This is a genomic window from Marininema mesophilum (genome assembly GCF_900106775.1).
In the GTDB taxonomy this organism is placed as follows: domain Bacteria; phylum Bacillota; class Bacilli; order Thermoactinomycetales; family DSM-45169; genus Marininema; species Marininema mesophilum.
The window spans coordinates 147,973-164,413 of record NZ_FNNQ01000002.1 but is presented as its reverse complement, the minus strand read 5'-3'; the positions used below and the strand labels follow the sequence as shown (position 1 = coordinate 164,413).

Annotated in this window: 15 protein-coding genes; 11 read left to right on the top strand and 4 right to left on the bottom strand. The window is 46.1% G+C overall.

Features of this window, described 5'->3' with window-relative positions; genetic code table 11:
• The first annotated feature begins 40 nt into the window (after positions 1–40).
• The 3 genes from BLV90_RS02875 to BLV90_RS02865 all read left to right on the top strand — a co-directional run bounded on the left by BLV90_RS02875 (position 41) and on the right by BLV90_RS02865 (position 2,982).
• On the top strand, positions 41–397 hold the full coding sequence (locus BLV90_RS02875; RefSeq protein WP_091735884.1) for an ArsR/SmtB family transcription factor: 357 nt from the start codon (positions 41–43) through the stop codon (positions 395–397).
• A gap of 27 nt (positions 398–424) precedes the next feature.
• Positions 425–2,545 (top strand): heavy metal translocating P-type ATPase, encoded by a 2,121-nt coding sequence (locus BLV90_RS02870; protein WP_091735881.1) that lies wholly within the window; start codon positions 425–427, stop codon positions 2,543–2,545.
• A 176-nt stretch (positions 2,546–2,721) separates the two neighbouring features.
• On the top strand, positions 2,722–2,982 hold the full coding sequence (locus BLV90_RS02865) for a hypothetical protein (RefSeq protein ID WP_091735878.1): 261 nt from the start codon (positions 2,722–2,724) through the stop codon (positions 2,980–2,982).
• Between the two features lie 74 nt (positions 2,983–3,056).
• Here the strand turns inward: BLV90_RS02865 and BLV90_RS02860 are convergent, their stop codons facing one another.
• The 3 genes from BLV90_RS02860 to BLV90_RS16630 form a co-directional block, all read right to left on the bottom strand.
• The gene (locus BLV90_RS02860) at positions 3,057–3,803 is read right to left on the bottom strand and encodes a YebC/PmpR family DNA-binding transcriptional regulator (RefSeq protein WP_091736259.1); all 747 of its coding nucleotides are present in this window, start codon (positions 3,801–3,803) and stop codon (positions 3,057–3,059) included.
• 189 nt (positions 3,804–3,992) lie between these two features.
• Positions 3,993–5,063: a phosphotransferase gene (locus tag BLV90_RS16110; RefSeq protein WP_281241995.1), complete on the bottom strand. Its 1,071-nt coding sequence runs from the start codon at positions 5,061–5,063 to the stop codon at positions 3,993–3,995.
• Positions 4,960–6,036, bottom strand: a complete 1,077-nt coding sequence (locus BLV90_RS16630) for a LysM peptidoglycan-binding domain-containing protein (protein WP_177167865.1) — start codon at positions 6,034–6,036, stop codon at positions 4,960–4,962. Before BLV90_RS16630 ends, BLV90_RS16110 begins: the two co-directional genes overlap by 104 nt.
• A gap of 201 nt (positions 6,037–6,237) precedes the next feature.
• On the opposite strand from BLV90_RS16630, the gene BLV90_RS02845 reads away from it, so the two are divergent.
• The 3 genes from BLV90_RS02845 to BLV90_RS02835 are packed head-to-tail and all read left to right on the top strand — an operon-like array spanning position 6,238 to position 8,954.
• Positions 6,238–7,035: a GDSL-type esterase/lipase family protein gene (locus BLV90_RS02845; RefSeq protein ID WP_091735872.1), complete on the top strand. Its 798-nt coding sequence runs from the start codon at positions 6,238–6,240 to the stop codon at positions 7,033–7,035.
• Between the two features lie 4 nt (positions 7,036–7,039).
• Entirely contained in the window at positions 7,040–7,969 is a 930-nt protein-coding gene (locus BLV90_RS02840) for an ABC transporter ATP-binding protein (protein WP_245726226.1), read from the top strand.
• Entirely contained in the window at positions 7,962–8,954 is a 993-nt protein-coding gene (locus BLV90_RS02835) for an ABC transporter permease (protein ID WP_091735866.1), read from the top strand. Before BLV90_RS02840 ends, BLV90_RS02835 begins: the two co-directional genes overlap by 8 nt.
• Positions 8,955–9,025: 71 nt before the next feature.
• Here BLV90_RS02835 and BLV90_RS02830 read toward each other — a convergent pair whose 3' ends face one another.
• The gene (locus tag BLV90_RS02830) at positions 9,026–9,304 is read right to left on the bottom strand and encodes a hypothetical protein (RefSeq protein ID WP_091735862.1); all 279 of its coding nucleotides are present in this window, start codon (positions 9,302–9,304) and stop codon (positions 9,026–9,028) included.
• A 452-nt stretch (positions 9,305–9,756) separates the two neighbouring features.
• Between BLV90_RS02830 and BLV90_RS02825 the strand changes: the two genes are divergently transcribed.
• The 5 genes from BLV90_RS02825 to BLV90_RS02805 are packed head-to-tail and all read left to right on the top strand — an operon-like array spanning position 9,757 to position 16,438.
• The gene (locus tag BLV90_RS02825; protein ID WP_177167864.1) at positions 9,757–11,121 is read left to right on the top strand and encodes an aspartate aminotransferase family protein; all 1,365 of its coding nucleotides are present in this window, start codon (positions 9,757–9,759) and stop codon (positions 11,119–11,121) included.
• Between the two features lie 13 nt (positions 11,122–11,134).
• Complete coding sequence (locus BLV90_RS02820) at positions 11,135–12,712, top strand: pyridoxal phosphate-dependent decarboxylase family protein (protein ID WP_091735856.1); 1,578 nt, start codon at positions 11,135–11,137, stop codon at positions 12,710–12,712.
• Entirely contained in the window at positions 12,666–14,504 is a 1,839-nt protein-coding gene (locus tag BLV90_RS02815) for an IucA/IucC family protein (RefSeq protein WP_091735853.1), read from the top strand. The genes BLV90_RS02820 and BLV90_RS02815 overlap by 47 nt, the downstream gene beginning before the upstream one ends.
• Positions 14,479–15,072 (top strand): GNAT family N-acetyltransferase, encoded by a 594-nt coding sequence (locus BLV90_RS02810; RefSeq protein ID WP_091735850.1) that lies wholly within the window; start codon positions 14,479–14,481, stop codon positions 15,070–15,072. Before BLV90_RS02815 ends, BLV90_RS02810 begins: the two co-directional genes overlap by 26 nt.
• On the top strand, positions 15,065–16,438 hold the full coding sequence (locus tag BLV90_RS02805) for a lysine N(6)-hydroxylase/L-ornithine N(5)-oxygenase family protein (protein WP_091735847.1): 1,374 nt from the start codon (positions 15,065–15,067) through the stop codon (positions 16,436–16,438). The genes BLV90_RS02810 and BLV90_RS02805 overlap by 8 nt, the downstream gene beginning before the upstream one ends.
• Positions 16,439–16,441 lie beyond the last annotated feature (3 nt).

The following is a 16,441-nucleotide window of genomic DNA, read 5'->3' as shown; positions in this document are numbered from 1 at the left end:
TTAAAACGGCATCCTAATAAAAAGTGAGGCGACCCAACCGATGACAAGCAATCATCAACCTGAAAATAATGAACACTCAATCAATACCCACTCAGCTGGTCACCACGAACCCCTCGATGAAGAGACCCTTTTTATCATTACCCAAACCTTTAAAGCACTAGCCGATCCCACCCGGGTACGTATTCTTTATTTGATTGCGGAACGAGAGGTCTCTGTCAATGAGATTGCAGATTGCCTATCTCTCTCCCAGTCCACCGTCTCTCATCAACTTCGTTTTCTCAAAAATCTACGTCTGGTTACCTTCCGCCGTGCAGGTACTACCTTGTACTATTCCCCTGAGGATCAGCATGTGATGACCATACTTCGGCAAACGATCCACCACGCCCAACACGATTAAACAGAAATCAAAGGAGAGCGAAGTCCCTTGAATGAATACCGATTAAATGGCCTTTCCTGTCCAGGATGTGCTTCTAAAGTAGAAGGCCAAATCAAAAAAATCCCTCATGGGGAAACTGCACGCATTCTTTTCCAGAGTGGAAAATTAATAGTGGATGAACAAATAAACCTAGAGAAAGTGAAAAAGATCCTCTCCGAAGAAAAAATATCCCTACGCACAACCGATCAGGAGAGTGATAATCACGGTCACGATCATTCTCATGCTCACGGCCAGGGAGAAAAGCGTAACCTAATCATTGCCACCCTTCTCTTTCTAGTGGGATACCTAATCGAAGAGCGCGTCTCCTTGCCATTATCCATCGGCTTCTATGTCATCGCCATCCTGCTCACGGGTACCACTACCTTTCGCAAAGGGATTCGCAATCTTCTACGGCTTCAATTTAATATGGACACATTGATGACCATTGCTCTGATTGGAGCTGTCTCCATTGGCGAATGGAGAGAAGGAACCTTTGTCGCCATCCTTTTTGGCCTTAATGAATTCCTTGAGGGGTTCGGCATGGAGAAAGCTCGCCGCTCGATGGAAAAATTGATGGAGGCCGCTCCAAGAGAAGCCACGCTAGTTACTGAAAATGGCGACACGACTATTATCTCCATTGATCATTTAAAAGCTGGAGATATCGTACTCGTAAGACCTGGTGAAAAGATTCCCTCTGATGGGGTTATTATCGAGGGAAGTAGCTCAATCAATGAAGCCGCCATCACTGGTGAATCTCTGCCCCTTTATAAAGGAATTGAAGATAGTGTCTATGGTGGTAGTATCAACAATGAAGGGGTTATCAAAGTACGGATTGAGACTCCCTTTTCCCAATCCGCTATCTCTCGCATTTTGCAACTCGTTCAAGAAGCCCAAGACCAGCGGACACCGACTGAATTATTCATTGACCGATTCTCTCGCTACTACACTCCCTTCATTATTGCAGTAGCCGCTATCGTTATTATCCTACCGCCCCTTTTCGGTGCTGGTAGTTGGAAAGAGTGGCTCTACCAAGGGCTAGCTGTCCTTATTGTTGGTTGCCCCTGTGCACTGATCCTCTCTTCTCCCATCGCCAATATTGCGGGAATCACGCGCAACGCCCGTAATGGTATCCTGGTCAAAGGGTCCAATCACCTGGAACAGTTAGGGAAAATTACAACTATCGCCTTTGATAAAACAGGAACGTTAACCAAGGGTACCCCCCATGTAGTTAAAGCGATCTCTTATCACACTTCATTCCTAGCTATAGCTGGAGCACTTGAAAAGGACTCCACTCACCCCCTTGCCAAGGCAATTGTCAACGAGGTACAAGAAAAAGAGAAAACGCTTCTTGAGGCAACCTCACTCACAACCCTTCCGGGTAAGGGAGTAACCGCCTTGGTCGACGGCAAACGCTACTGGGCTGGTAATGAAAGCACTGCCCATCATCTTACCATCCCTGAACAGATCCAAAGGGATATTGATCAACTAAAAGAAGCAGGCGCCATCCTTGTCATGGTTACTGATGAAGAGCAAGTACTTGGGCTCTTTGGCCTAGCGGATGAGATTCGTGAGGAAAGTGCTGCCGTGATTCGCGCTCTCCACGAAGCTGGGATTCAGGAGACCATTATGCTGACAGGTGATCACCCGCAAACAGCGGAAAAAGTTGCCCAGTCGGTAGGTGTTAAAACCGTCCATGCAAGCCTATTACCTGAGGATAAGGTAAAAAGGGTCCAATCACTTTCTGCTCAGTCCAAAACCGCTATGGTAGGTGATGGAATCAACGATGCTCCTGCGCTCGCCGCCGCTGATCTAGGTATTGCAATGGGTAAAGGAACCGACAGTGCCATTGAAACAGCCGATATCGTACTCATGCAGGATCATATTGAAAAGCTTCCCGAAGCGATCTCCATCTCTCGTCGGGTAAATCAGACGATACGTCTAAATATTGCCTTTTCCCTTGGACTCAAGCTTTTGGCTCTACTGTTAACCATACCAGGTTGGTTAACCCTTTGGATTGCTATCCTTTCGGATATGGGAGCTACCATCCTCGTTACACTGATTAGCTTGACCATTCTTTGGGAGAAACGTCCACCCCAACAAAAACCTTCCTCGATTTCTCTTGCAAAATAATATAGCCTTCCTAGTGAAGATATAAAAAAGCTACCGGAATATGGTAGCTTTTTTATATCTTCAACGAACTGTTCCCCTTGATATTTTCAATTTTTTCTAAAAATCAACACACGTCCAAACTTCTCTGCCCCTCTTGAATAAGATAGATTGATTATACAACTAGGAGGTCTTCACCATTGGCTTCTCGTTCACAGATAGAAAACCAAGTCTTCTCTAATAGGGTTTTACGGGCTGAGTTTAATAATAAATGGGTAACGAGAGTGACGAGGAATGGTTTTATACGATACAAAGCCACTGCCAAAAATGCCAATCTTATCGTACTATTGACGAATGGCCAACAAAAGTTAATCATTTTCCCTAAAGGCGGAGAAGTTTTGGTAGGTGGGGGAGGAGCAAGTTTTTACAGCAAGCCACACATAGCAAGAAATCTTCCTTAATAAGCTAGTGTCCTCTATTCCATACAAAAAACCTACCAGGACAGTAGGTTTTTTTTGTAGCGAAAAAATTACGGTTAATAGTTCTCCCAATCAGCATCATCCGCTTCAAAATTAGCATACACGTTCTGTACATCATCATTATCTTCTAAAGCGTCAATCAGTGCTAACATGTTATCGATCAAATCACCAGTTAGCTCCACGGTGTTTTCAGGAAGCATCGTCACTTCAGCAGTGGTAAACACTTCCCCTTTAGATTCAAGAGTCTCTTTTACTTCTTCAAAGCTTTCAGGAGCTGTCGTAATCTGAAAAGTATCCGCGGTCACTTCCACATCCTCTGCACCCGCTTCTAGTGCAAGGAGTAAGAGATTGTCATCGGTTGCATTCGTCTGTTCTTTTTCAATCACCAGAAGACCTTGGCGTGAAAACATCCAGGAAACACAACCAGCCTCCCCTAAGTTACCGCCTCGCTTGGAAAAAATATGACGAACATCCGCAGCGGTCCGATTGCGATTATCCGTCAAGGCCTCCACCATCACGGCTACACCGCCTGGACCATAACCTTCATACATAATGGTTTCATAATCTCCGCCGCCTTCTTCGCCGGAGCCTTTTTTAATCGCCCGTTCTATATTGTCGTTCGGCATGTTATTTGCACGTGCTTTCGCGATCGCGAGCCGCAATCGTTGATTAAGTTCAGGATCGCTTCCGTTCCTTGCAGCTACCGTAATTTCCCGGGATACCTTTGCAAAGATTTTTCCGCGCAATGCATCCTGGCGTCCTTTACGATGTTGAATATTTTTCCATTTTGAATGACCCGCCATGTTCTTCACCTCTCCTGCCAAAATCCAAACAAACCAAAGGACCCACCACTCAACAAACAACGGCGGATCCCCTCTCAACCTTCGCGAATGGTTAAGACCGTACTCTATATCGAAACAGTTGTAAGAAACCGTTTCTGTACGGAAATATAGTGGGAATATCCCTTTTATGATACCACAAGGAAATCCTTTCTACCAAGCAACTTCGATTTCCTTTAAAAAGGAGCGCCAACAGGGGATATCTCTAGCTAATTGTTCAAGATATGGAAGGGTTTTATTTTTCCCATACCCATCCTTCTGTAAAATTAGCCCAAGAGCCTCTCGATAAAACTCATTGGGAAAGGAGAGGAGGGTAACTAAGATTCGTTTTTCCAAGACTGTCAGTGGTCGATGAGCTTCATAAGCCGCAAGAACCTCCTCTGCTACACTCCGATTCCATTGTTGTTCACTCAATCCACGGGAGAGAAGTTGCCATATATCACCGACTTGACAATCATAAGCGGCCGTCTCAAAGTCGATTAACCAAGGGGTATCCTCTTTATTCAATAATATGTTATGGCTGGCAAGATCTCGATGGGTGATTGAATGGGTGCGACGATCCCACTCACATAATTCAGCAAGAGGGAGTTGATTCAAACGCCCTAGAGCTTCTTGACCATAAGTGTGAAAAATAGAAGCTACATGATGTAAATCATACTCATCTTCCTGCCATTTTCCTAGTGAATGAAGCAGGGAAGAAAAGGACTGAAAACGGGAGTGGACTCGATGCAGCAAATGTTGGCGATGAATTCCTGAATCGGTAACGGCTAATCCTCTGCCAAGAGCATGGAATTTTCCCAACATACTAGCTACGATAGTGATTTCTTTACGATTCTTGTACGTGGTTCTCTTCCCTTCCACCCAGGAACTCAGGAGCCATTGCCTCCCATCTGTACGAATGAGAGGCATCTCATGAAATCCTTTTTCCCGTAATTCTCTATCTACTTTGATCCACCAAAGGAGTTGATCAGGATGGTGAAGCTCCTTCGTCACCCACTTCCCGTGAGGGGTGATTAGTAACCAATTCTGATAGAGACGTTCCACACCCTGAATCGATGTGCCTAATATTTGTTCCCATTTCGTAGAATAGCCCTCGATTTTCCCCTCTTGCGAACTTCTTCTAGATCCCTTCTCCAGAACTACTCTCCTTTGTTTCCCCGGTTGCTCCGCGAAAAAAGGATTGAAAGTCTGGTGATTCCGAAGTCTTAATACTAGAGGTTCCATAGCTCTGCATAGGATAACCCGGCATCCCTGGGGACCCACTCCCCTCTTGGTAACCATACTCTGGTTGATTGGTACTCTGCTCTCTATACCCTGGTTGATAACCATACCCTGGTTGATTGGTACTCTGCTCTCTATACCCTGGTTGATAACCATACCCTGGTTGATTGGTACTCTGCTCTCTATACCCTGGTTGATAACCATACCCTGGTTGATTGGTACTCTGCTCTCTATACCCTGGTTGATAACCATACCCTGGTTGATTGGTACTCTGCTCTCTATACCCTGGTTGATAACCATACCCTGGAGATGGGGTATATCCTGGTTGGTGATAAATAGGGTACCCTCCTGGTAAACCATAGCCGTAACCTGGAGGCATATACATTTGCTGGCCTCCTGGCGCTCCGTACCCGAATCCGGGGTAACCATAGCCTGGATAACCGTACATCGGTTGGCTTCCATAGCCTGGATAACAGGGAGCTTCTGGCTGTGAATCTCGAGAAGACTCATCATCACAAGGCATTTGGGGCAACCCATAACCTGGCGGTCCTCCAAATTGTGGCTGCTCGGGGATCATACCTGGAGGCATATACGTCGGCGCTTCTGGCATAGGAGGCATTTGCGGCCGTCCATAAGGTTGTTTTGGCGGTTTGGGTGCTTCGTATCGAGGGGGTTGTTTTGGTTTAGGGGGACTGGGTTTCATAGGAGGTTTTCGTGGTGTTTCCGGCTTGGAGATAGGCGGCTGTTTGCCTCCTCCTGGTTGTCTTGGTCTTCCCTCCCCGCTTGTCGGTAGCTCCTCTTTTTGATGTACATGGACACTTACTTTCCCTGTGGGGATCTTCACTTTCATCCCCGCTTCTAACTGATCGGGATCAGCAATATTCGGATTGGCATCGATCAGTTTTTGTAGGGACATGTCATAGTGTTGAGCAATCTTCCACAACGTGTCACCTGATTGAACAATGTGGAGTTTCAAAATAGGCTCCTCCCTTAAAAGGCAAATATATTCTATGTATATGCACGACTGGGCGGTTTGCCCCCCTTCTGATCGGAAAAGATAGGAAAGAAGATTGACGGGTGGTATCTTCCAACTGTATTTTTAATTGAAAAGGTCCTATAAAAACTTAGGCGATATTCATTTGGATAATAATTACAAATTATAGATAAGGAGCATTTTATGAAAATTAAAGGGCAACCTGTTTGGGTGCTATTTAGCATCATAACTGTAGTTTGTTTATGTCTACTCCTCACCGGTTTCCTGATTGCTCTAAAAGATAGCTCTGGTGCCTCCTCATCTTCCTCTGTGGAAAAGTCAGCTACTCCTGAAAAGGGTACAACCGGCAACAAAACCCTATTTCTCGCCTTAGGTGATTCTCTCACCCGAGGAACTGGGGATTCAAGTGGACAAGGTTATGTAAGTCGAGTTCGGCAAACGCTGCAAAAAAATGAAACATCGGTCAATGTCGTCAATTTAGGAATCAAAGGTCAAACCTCTCATCAATTACGAGCACAAATCAAGCAACGCCGGATTGGTCAGCTTCTAAAAGAAGCAAAGCGGATCAGCATCACGATAGGAGGCAACGATCTTTTTCGTAAGGGTGATTCGTTAGAAACCTTGGACAACCAACAAGCTATACAGGCACGTCAAGCATACGAGAGCAACCTACGGAGGATTTTGTCAACCATTCGTAAACAAAACCGAGATGCACCCATCTTTCTCCTCGGTTTATACAATCCCTTTGGTGCGCTCTCGGATAATAAGAAAACTTCAGCAGAAGTCATTAAGTGGAACGACTCCCTTCAAACCATCGCCCAGGAATTTGATCAGATAGTGGTCGTCCCTATTTATGATATCTTCCAACTTAACCCTAAAGCCTATCTCTACAGCGATGATTTTCACCCCAATGATAAAGGGTACGACTACATTGCAGAACGGTTGCTACAAGCCATGGATCAAAAAAAGAAAGGGGGTTAACACATTGGACACTAACTCCTCTCACGTTCTCGTGGTCAATGGACTCACAAAACGTATTGGCAAGCGAGAGATCGTCCGTGACATCAATTTTGCGGTTGGGCAGGGAGAAATCTATGGATTCCTTGGTCCCAATGGTGCAGGTAAAACAACGACCATTCGGATGCTCGTAGGATTGATCCGTCCCACACAGGGCCGTATCCAGATTGCAGGCTATGATTTAAGCAAACAATTTTTGCAAGCGATACGTCATGTTGGCTGTATTGTAGAAAATCCAGAGTTATACCCTTACCTTACTGGACGTGAAAATCTAGAACTCTTTGCCCGAATGGCAGAGGGAATCACCCAACAACGAATCACTGAGGTGGTACAACTCGTTGAATTAGAAGATCGTATCGATGATCGAGTTAGAACCTATTCCCTTGGAATGCGACAACGCTTAGGGATTGCCCAGGCCCTACTTAGCCGTCCTCAACTCCTTATCCTTGATGAACCAACCAACGGCCTCGATCCCGCTGGAATCCGCGAGATGCGTCAGTTTATCTATCGTCTCGCCAGGGAAGAAAGCATCAGTGTCTTTATTTCCAGCCATATTCTCCATGAAGTACAACTTCTATGTGATCGTGTAGCTATTATCCATCAAGGACGTGTTGTAAAAACCGGGCAAGTCCATCAGCTCCTAGCAGGAGAGCCTCCTGTCATCTGGCAGCTTTCCCCTACCGAAAAGGCGATCAACCTGCTAAAGTCCTTACCCGATGTCACGAATGTGGAACTCCTTGAAGATGGTCAACTTCGTACCCATCTTCCTCAAAATAAAATCGCTAACGTCAATCACCGTCTCAATCAAGCGGGTATTCAAGTTACTTCTATTCAACAAAAAAAGCCAACTCTGGAGGATATCTTTCTCCAGATGACCGAGGGGGGTCCCCTTGAGTAATTTCATCGGTCTACTCTACAATGAACTTTTAAAAATGGTGCGGAAAAGACGAATTCTCGTTATCCTACTCATCCTTTCGATACTTATCCCGATCTTCACCTATGCCCAATATCGTACTGTACAAACGAACATCCAAAATCTAGGCACCTCTGATTGGAAAACCCTCGTCCAACAGCAAATCGTCGATAATCAAAACCGCCTTTCCTCTAGCCGTATTCCAGAGGAGTGGCGTGAACTGATCAAAATCAACATTCAACAACAACAATACTACTTGGATCATGACATCAACCCTACATCTCCAGGTGCCCCTACTTTTATCCGCAAATTTGTTGAACAAGCCATCTCCCTGTTTATGCCGCTATTAATTGTTGTGGTCGCCGCCGATATTGTCTCGGCGGAACATACAGGGGGAACGATCAAATTATTGTTGACCCGACCGATTCGACGATGGAAGATTCTTCTTGCTAAATATCTATCACTGACGCTCCTCGTCTCCTTTATTGTCATTGCCACAGCACTACTTGGCTATCTGTTTTCAGGATTGGTCTTTGGTTACTCGGGTTGGGATATGCCTGTACTGACTGGCTTTGAGACTCAAAATGACGAACTCATCACCAATGGTGTCCATCTAGTACCCCAATGGAAATATATTTTGATGAGCTATGGGCTAGCTTGGTTTACCTGTATCGCAGTCGCAACCCTATCCCTGATGGTCTCTGTTCTCGTTCGGAGCACCGCAGCAAGTATGGGGATCATGTTGGCAGCGATTGTTGCGGGCAATCTCTTGACGCAACTATCCCCCACATGGACAACGATCAAGTATTTCGTCTTTACTAATTTGAGCCTCACTAACTATCTTTCCGGTACCCCGATGATGATTGAGGGTATGACCTTACCTTTTTCCCTTACCGTTCTCACTGTATGGTCCTTAGTTAGCCTCTTCATCGCCTTTGCTGTGTTTATAAGGAAGGATGTACTGGCATAAGCTACATCCTCTAAAGATTAGCTCTCTTTCCCTAAAAAGAAACGCCCCTTCGTTACGAAGGAGCGTTTCTTTTATCGAGACGACTGACCAAGTTTCCGTACATTTTGCGGCTCTGCTTTTATCTCTTGATTATTCTTTCCAGCCATCCGTTGCAATCGTTTTTTCAACTGACGAGTTTCCTGGAGTGTACTCCAGCCATCGTAAATCTCATTCAGGGTCTTTTCAACCCGAGCTTGTTTTGTATCTTCACAAAGTCCATCAAACATCTGCTTCATCACGTAGAGGATTTTTTCCTCCCGAGCCTGCAGACTAACCATTAGATTTTCATATTCACTTTGACTAAAATCCATTTTACATACTCCCTTCCAGTTCCCCGCAATCCCAACTGCCCCATGCTATTAAACATCGATTAAGTGAATCACACTCTTATCATACTACTTCTCCCTACAATCTGGACAGACCCGATTCTTATTTCAGGCTAATATTTCTAAAAAAATAGAACCTCTACTTCATATCCGTTCAAAATAAGCCAAAAATATCCTTATCATTTATTTTAATACATAATATTTAGAGCCTACCACTCAGGGAACTCGAGATGGCTTTTAAGTTAATTACTAGGAACCTTTCCTAGGCAGCCTTCACCTGAGAACGTTTAGTTCCATGAATTTTCATATTCCGTCAAAAAATTTATTGAGAACTTTTTTCAATTACTATTTACAGTAACCAAGCCTGATGGTACGATAGGCCTCAAGGTAATGATAATGATTCTCATTTTCGGAAAACCATCGGGATGGTGATTGAGATGCGGTTCACCCAGGCATCCACTAATGACTTTTATTTAACCAACCAAGAACGTTGGGAATCCAACGCCCGTTCATATCCTCGCCGGATTCCAATTGCAATCCGCGAAGCATCCGGTATTCACGTTACGGATATAGAAGGAAATGTCCACTACGATTGTCTCGCTGGCGCAGGTACCCTCGCCCTTGGCCACAACCACCCCGCTGTGATTGAAGCGATAAAAAAAACTCTCGACGGTAAGTATCCCCTTCATACCCTCGATCTGACAACTCCTATTAAAGATGAATTTGTGGAGGAACTTTTTTCATTGCTACCCTCCCACTTCTCTTCCCGAGCGAAGATACAATTTTGTGGTCCAACTGGAGCCGATGCCATTGAAGCTGCTCTAAAACTGGTGAAAACCTCCACTGGAAAACGTTCGCTCCTCTCTTTCCATGGTGGTTATCATGGCATGACCCACGGTGCCCTCAGCCTTACCGGAAATAAGGGTCCTAAAGAGCATGTCCCCGGACTGATGAGCGATGTTCACTTCCTGCCCTACCCCTATTCTTATCGGTGTCCCTTTGGTCTAGGTGGAGACCTGGGCGCTGAAGTAGGTAGTCGATTTATCCAACGTACACTGGATGATCCTGAGAACGGAATTGTTTCTCCTGCAGGGATGATCCTTGAGGTTGTTCAAGGAGAGGGGGGAGCTGTACCCGCTCCAGACGACTGGCTACGGGATATCCGTACCATCACCCGTGATCGTGGAATTCCCCTCATCATCGATGAAGTACAAACTGGATTTGGCCGTACGGGGCAATGGTTCGCCTTTGAACATGCAGGTATCGTACCTGACGTACTGATCCTCTCAAAGGCAATCGGTGGCTCGCTTCCTCTCTCCGTCATGGTTTACGACAAGGATTTGGATAATTGGTCACCAGGTGCTCACTCTGGTACCTTCCGTGGTAATCAAATGGCGATGGCTGCAGGAATCGCGACCATCCGTACGATTCGCCAGGAGCGCCTCGATAAACACGCTGCCCAAATGGGAGAACGATTCTTCCGTCACTTTGCCCAAATAGGGGAACGTTCTATCTCTATTGGCGATGTTAGGGGTCGTGGTCTGATGATCGGTGTGGAAATTATCGATACTAGCCGAGATCCTGATCTCCTTGGTAGCTATCCTGCTCATCCAGAATTGGCACGTAAAATTCAACAGGAATGTATGAAGCGCAAATTGATCGTTGAACTTGGTGGCCGTCATGGTAGCGTTGTTCGCTTCCTGCCTCCGCTGATCATCACCCCTGAACAAGTCGATGAAGTATGTTCCCGTTTTGCTGATGCCGTCGAAGCAGCAGAAAAGAGTATTCCTGTGTACGCATGAAAGGAAACGAGACATGATGAAAACAATCCACGACTCGTCTCTGGATGAGTGGTTTCTCAATAGGACAAGCACTTCCCAAACTGCATACAAACAAGCGGTAGGTGCCGCTGTCAATACCGTTCAAACTCAATTCTCTTCGCTAGAAAAACCCATGAGTGGTGTACAAGCAGATTTTCTCTCTTCACTCCTTAGGGAAGACACTATCTGCCCTGAAGAGGGGCTTCATCTTGATACGGTCCTTTATGAAGTGGGCCAAAAGGTACTTGGCCATTCCGTCGCAGTACACCACCCTGCCTGCGTTGCCCATCTCCATTGTCCACCCCTTATCCCCGCCCTCGCCGGGGAGGTCATGGTAAGTGCCACCAATCAATCGATGGACTCCTGGGATCAAAGCCCAGCCGCCACTCTGTTAGAAGAACGAATGATTCAGTGGTTGAGCCGTACCTTTGGCTTAAGTCCCCAAGGGGATGGTGTGTTTACTAGTGGTGGTACCCAGTCCAACTTTATGGGTCTCCTTCTGGCTCGGGACCACTATGCATGGACTCGGTTTGGTTGGAATGTACAAAAGCGCGGCCTTCCTCCAGAAGCTAGAGAGATGCGTATCCTATGCTCGGAAGCCGCTCACTTTACTGTCAAACAATCCGCGGCACTCCTTGGTTTAGGGGAAGATGCTGTCGTCACAGTAAAAACCGACGAGAGGCATCGCATCCATTTAGATGATTTAGACCAGCAACTTTCACAGCTCTATGGTGATGGCCTTCACCCCTTTGCTATTGTTGCAACTGCGGGCACAACGGACTTCGGAAGCATAGATCCTCTACCTGAACTAGTCTCACGGGCACACGCCCTTGGGCTATGGCTTCATGTGGATGCCGCCTACGGTGGGGCCTTGATATTAAGTAACTCCTATAAGGAACGTTTACAGGGCATCGAAGCTGCCCATTCGATCACTGTTGATTTTCATAAGCTCTTTTATCAACCGATCAGCTGTGGTGCCTTTCTTGTGAACGATGTAAAACATTTCAATCGCATTAAACAAAACGCGGACTATCTCAACTCTACTGAGGACGAAGAGTTAGGGATTCCTAACTTAGTCGGAAAATCAATTCAAACGACCCGTCGTTTCGACGCGCTAAAGCTTTACATCTCCCTACGTACTTTAGGCCGAGCCCAATTTGCCAGTATGATCGAAAAAACGATCAATACTGCTACAGCAACCGCACAAATGATTGCTAAAGACCAACGATTGGAAGTAATCAATCCTGTCCCTGAACTAAATGCGGTTGTCTTCCGTTTCATCCCTGAAATGAACCACCCAGATATGCCCTACTCCAAGTGGCAAGATCAGATCAATCATGAGATTCGACATGCCCTTTTAGCAAGTGGCGATGTGGTGTTAGCCAATACCAAAGTAAACGGAAACGTCTGCCTGAAGCTAACCCTATTAAATCCACGCACCACATTAGAAGATACCCATGCCATCCTTGATCGAGTCAAGAAAACAGGCAAACGAAGGGAACTACAGAAAGGAGAGTGGAATCAGCATGCCTCGAACATCGGCTCGGCAAGCTACCATGCAGAGCTTCTTTAATTGCTACTTAAAGGAGGTTGGCAACTACACGATTCTAAACCAAGAAGATGTGTCCTATGCAGAAAGTCCCTATTATTCGATATTGCAGACTTCCCCCATTGGTAAGGCGATTCACTGTCCATTAAAACATCATCAGATGGAGTTCCTCGTCCCATTACGTTACTGGTCTGCAACAGAGCGTCATCTTTTTTCCTTTCCTTTCTATTACCGAGTAAACTCAGCAACGGAGTTTATGTCACTCGACTATGTTACCTTTATTGCCCTTTTAACGAAGGAATTGACGATAGCCCAGGGGCTAAAGGAATTCCCAAGCGATTTGGTGGAACGCATCATTCAAAGTTGTCGCCAGATTGAATCCTTTGTTGATGCCCGCCAGCAAGATCAGGAAGAATTGTACGGCACGGATTTTCATTTCCTTGATGCAGAGCAATCCCTCATCTTCGGTCATCTCATGCATCCTACACCGAAGAGCCGTCAGGGACTCTCTGATCTAGAACATCACGATTACTCTCCTGAATTAAAGGGAGCCCACCCCCTTCATTTCTTCCGGGCCCATCTGTCTCTAATCCGGGAGGATTCAACCACAGAAGACCGCGCTACCGATTTAATCAAAGCTGAACTGGCGGCAGATCCGGATCTATCCCCAGAATTTAAGAAGGAATACTGTGGCTCTGACGAGTATGCACTCCTGCCTATTCATCCTCAGCAGGCGACCTACTTACTCCGAGAGCCCCATGTTCAGGCTTGGTTAAAGGATGGGCTAGTAACGGACCTAGGTCTTCAAGGAGGCCATTGGTTTACAACCTCCTCCCTTCGTACGCTCTATCGTCCAACGTCCAAATTTATGTTAAAGGTCTCTGTCAACATCAAGATCACCAACTCCCTCCGTCTCAATAAATACAAGGAATTGGAACGAGGCGTAGAGGTTTCGCGCATCATCGCCAGCCAAATCGGTCAAGAAATGAAGGAAGCTCACCCTACTTTTCAAGTGATCGAAGATCCTGCCTTCCTCACACTCGCCCATCCGGATCAAGAGGAATCTGGCTTTGAGATCTCTTTGAGGGTCAATCCTTTCCAAGGGGATGAAGGGAAACACGTTTCGCTTATTGCTGGACTTTGCCAAGATGCCATGTTTGATGGGCAATCCCGGCTCGCGCGTATCATCCACGCTATTGCTGAGAAAGAGCAACGAAGTACCAGTGAGGTAAGCATGGATTGGTTCCGGCGCTACCTGGATCTCTCCTTTGAACCTCTTATCTGGCTTTATATGCGGTATGGAATTGCCTTAGAGGCCCATCAACAAAACAGCCTGATTAAGCTTGTCGATGGATACCCTAACCATTTCTACTATCGGGATAACCAGGGCTACTACTATTGCCGTTCCACTTTTCCAGAGCTCCAACGCATTCTACCTGGAATTGACGAGAAGAGCCAAACAATGTGTGAGGATCATGTCGCTGACGAACGTTTCCGCTACTATTTCTTCCAAAATCATCTCATGGGATTGATCAACGGCTTTGGTGTCGCAGGTCTCGTCGATGAAGAACTCCTTTTATCCGAATTGCGCACACGACTGACAAACCATCTCCCTGATAACCGTGAGCCTTCTACCCTGCTGCACAGCCTGCTTAATGACGAGCAAATCCCGTGTAAGGCGAATCTCTTGACCCGTGTTCATGATATGGACGAGTTAGTCGGCCCTATGGAAAGTCAATCCGTCTATGTACGGGTAAACAACCCACTAACGAGAGGGGTGCAGGTGAAGCATGAACTCACAAGTACCAACATCTAAGACCTCAGAAGAAGAGTTCTCCACCTTCCATTCTGGAATCCAGAAAACCATCTCCTTTCGTCCTGTTGAATTTGAGCGGGACATTGATCGACTCTATCAATGGCATAAGCAGGCCCATGTCGTTCCCTTCTGGAACCTCGATATCCCACGTGATCAATACGAGAAACACTTGACCGCTTTCTTAGCGGATGAACATCAAGACCTTCACATCGGCTCCTTAGATGGCACACCGATGAGCTACTGGGAAACCTACTGGGTCAAGGATGATATCCTTGGAAAAGTGATCGATTTTCATCCCGAAGATCAAGGAATCCACCTCTTGATCGGACCTCCCTCCTTCTTAGGGAGAGGGTATGCACAGCCTTTGTTATCTACGTTAACAGGGCGTCTTTTTCAACATCAAGCCACACAAAGAGTAGTTGCTGAACCAGAAATTCGCAACGAAAAGATGATCTATATCTTTGAAAAGTGCGGATTTCGCTTCCAAAAAGAAATTGAGCTCGCAGGCAAACGAGCTGCCCTGATGGTTTGTCATCGGGATACATGGGAGGAAAATCAGCATGTTTGACCAAGTACAGGCAGATCAGCATGAAATCCTCGATCTTATCGGGATTGGAATTGGCCCCTTCAACTTAGGTTTAGCAGCCATGTTGAAAAAAACACCGGAAGTACAAGCTCTCTTTCTTGAGCGAAAGCCAAAGTTTGAGTGGCACCCCGGACTTTTGATTGAAGGAACTACCCTTCAAGTCCCCTTCTTGGCTGATGTGGTCACCATGGCGGATCCAACCAGTCCTTTTAGTTTCTTAAATTACCTCAAGGAACATCAACGCCTCTACCACTTTTACTTCCTTGAGCGATTCCATATCCCGCGTAATGAGTACAACCATTATTGCCAATGGGTAACACAAGAGTTAGACAATTGTGCTTTTAATCGCAATGTGCTCAATATCCAGTGGGAGGAAAATGATACCGATAGCCATTATCGCATTACAGCCATTGACACCGAAACAGATACTCCTGTGATCTATCGCGCTCGCCATCTCGCTCTAGGAACAGGAAGTGTTCCTAATATGGACCCGCGGTTTAGTAACCTGCCTTCAGAGGATGTCTTCCACTCTGCACACTTTTTAGATAACCTGGAGCGCTACCGTGATGCCCGTTCGATTACTGTAGTTGGTTCAGGTCAAAGTGCAGCTGAAGTCTTTCACACCCTCCTTCAGGAGCAAGAAACCTACGGGTACAAGCTTGACTGGTTTACCCGTTCCAATGGCTTTTTTCCCATGGAATACTCCAAACTTGGGTTAGAACACTTCTCACCCGAATATACTCGGCACTTTCACTCCCTATCTCCTGCTGCGCGGGATGAAAAGATCCGTAACCAAGACCTTCTCTATAAAGGGATCAGCGCAAGTACAATCGCCGATATCTACGATCTGTTATATGAAAGAACAGTTGCTGGGAAAGAAACTCCGGCTCGCTTGCTCTCCCATGTAGAACTACGAGATATTAAGCCAACTGAGCAAAATGGTCTACGTAGCTACCATTTACATGGCTACCATCGGGATGAACAACAACATTTCACCCATGAGAGCGATGTAGTGATTCTCTCTACTGGGTATCAACATTCCATTCCTAACTTTGTCTCTGGTATTCGTCACCTGATCGAATGGGATGAGCAAGGGCGTTATGTAATTGGTGAGGATTACCGGCTATCTCTCATCCATCACCGCGACAACTCCGTATTTATTCAAAATGGTGAGCTTCACACTCATGGTGTGGGAGCCCCAGATCTTGGACTTGGTGCCTTCCGCAACTCGGTCATTATCAATACCTTAACAGGACGGGATGTTTATTCCGTCTCTGAGCGCAATGTGTTCCAGCAGTTTGGACTGGTACATCAAGCTTCCCAGCAAAAATCTCCGGTGAAAGGTTGAAAC

Coding starts and splice junctions, on each gene's coding strand:
- BLV90_RS02875 (WP_091735884.1), top strand. CDS start 41: ATGACAAGCAATCATCAACCTGAAAATAATGAACACTCAATCAATACC.
- BLV90_RS02860 (WP_091736259.1), bottom strand. CDS start 3,803: ATGGCGGGTCATTCAAAATGGAAAAATATTCAACATCGTAAAGGACGC.
- BLV90_RS16110 (WP_281241995.1), bottom strand. CDS start 5,063: ATGGAACCTCTAGTATTAAGACTTCGGAATCACCAGACTTTCAATCCT.
- BLV90_RS02845 (WP_091735872.1), top strand. CDS start 6,238: ATGAAAATTAAAGGGCAACCTGTTTGGGTGCTATTTAGCATCATAACT.
- BLV90_RS02830 (WP_091735862.1), bottom strand. CDS start 9,304: ATGGATTTTAGTCAAAGTGAATATGAAAATCTAATGGTTAGTCTGCAG.
- BLV90_RS02825 (WP_177167864.1), top strand. CDS start 9,757: ATGCGGTTCACCCAGGCATCCACTAATGACTTTTATTTAACCAACCAA.
- BLV90_RS02820 (WP_091735856.1), top strand. CDS start 11,135: ATGATGAAAACAATCCACGACTCGTCTCTGGATGAGTGGTTTCTCAAT.
- BLV90_RS02815 (WP_091735853.1), top strand. CDS start 12,666: ATGCCTCGAACATCGGCTCGGCAAGCTACCATGCAGAGCTTCTTTAAT.
- BLV90_RS02810 (WP_091735850.1), top strand. CDS start 14,479: ATGAACTCACAAGTACCAACATCTAAGACCTCAGAAGAAGAGTTCTCC.
- BLV90_RS02805 (WP_091735847.1), top strand. CDS start 15,065: ATGTTTGACCAAGTACAGGCAGATCAGCATGAAATCCTCGATCTTATC.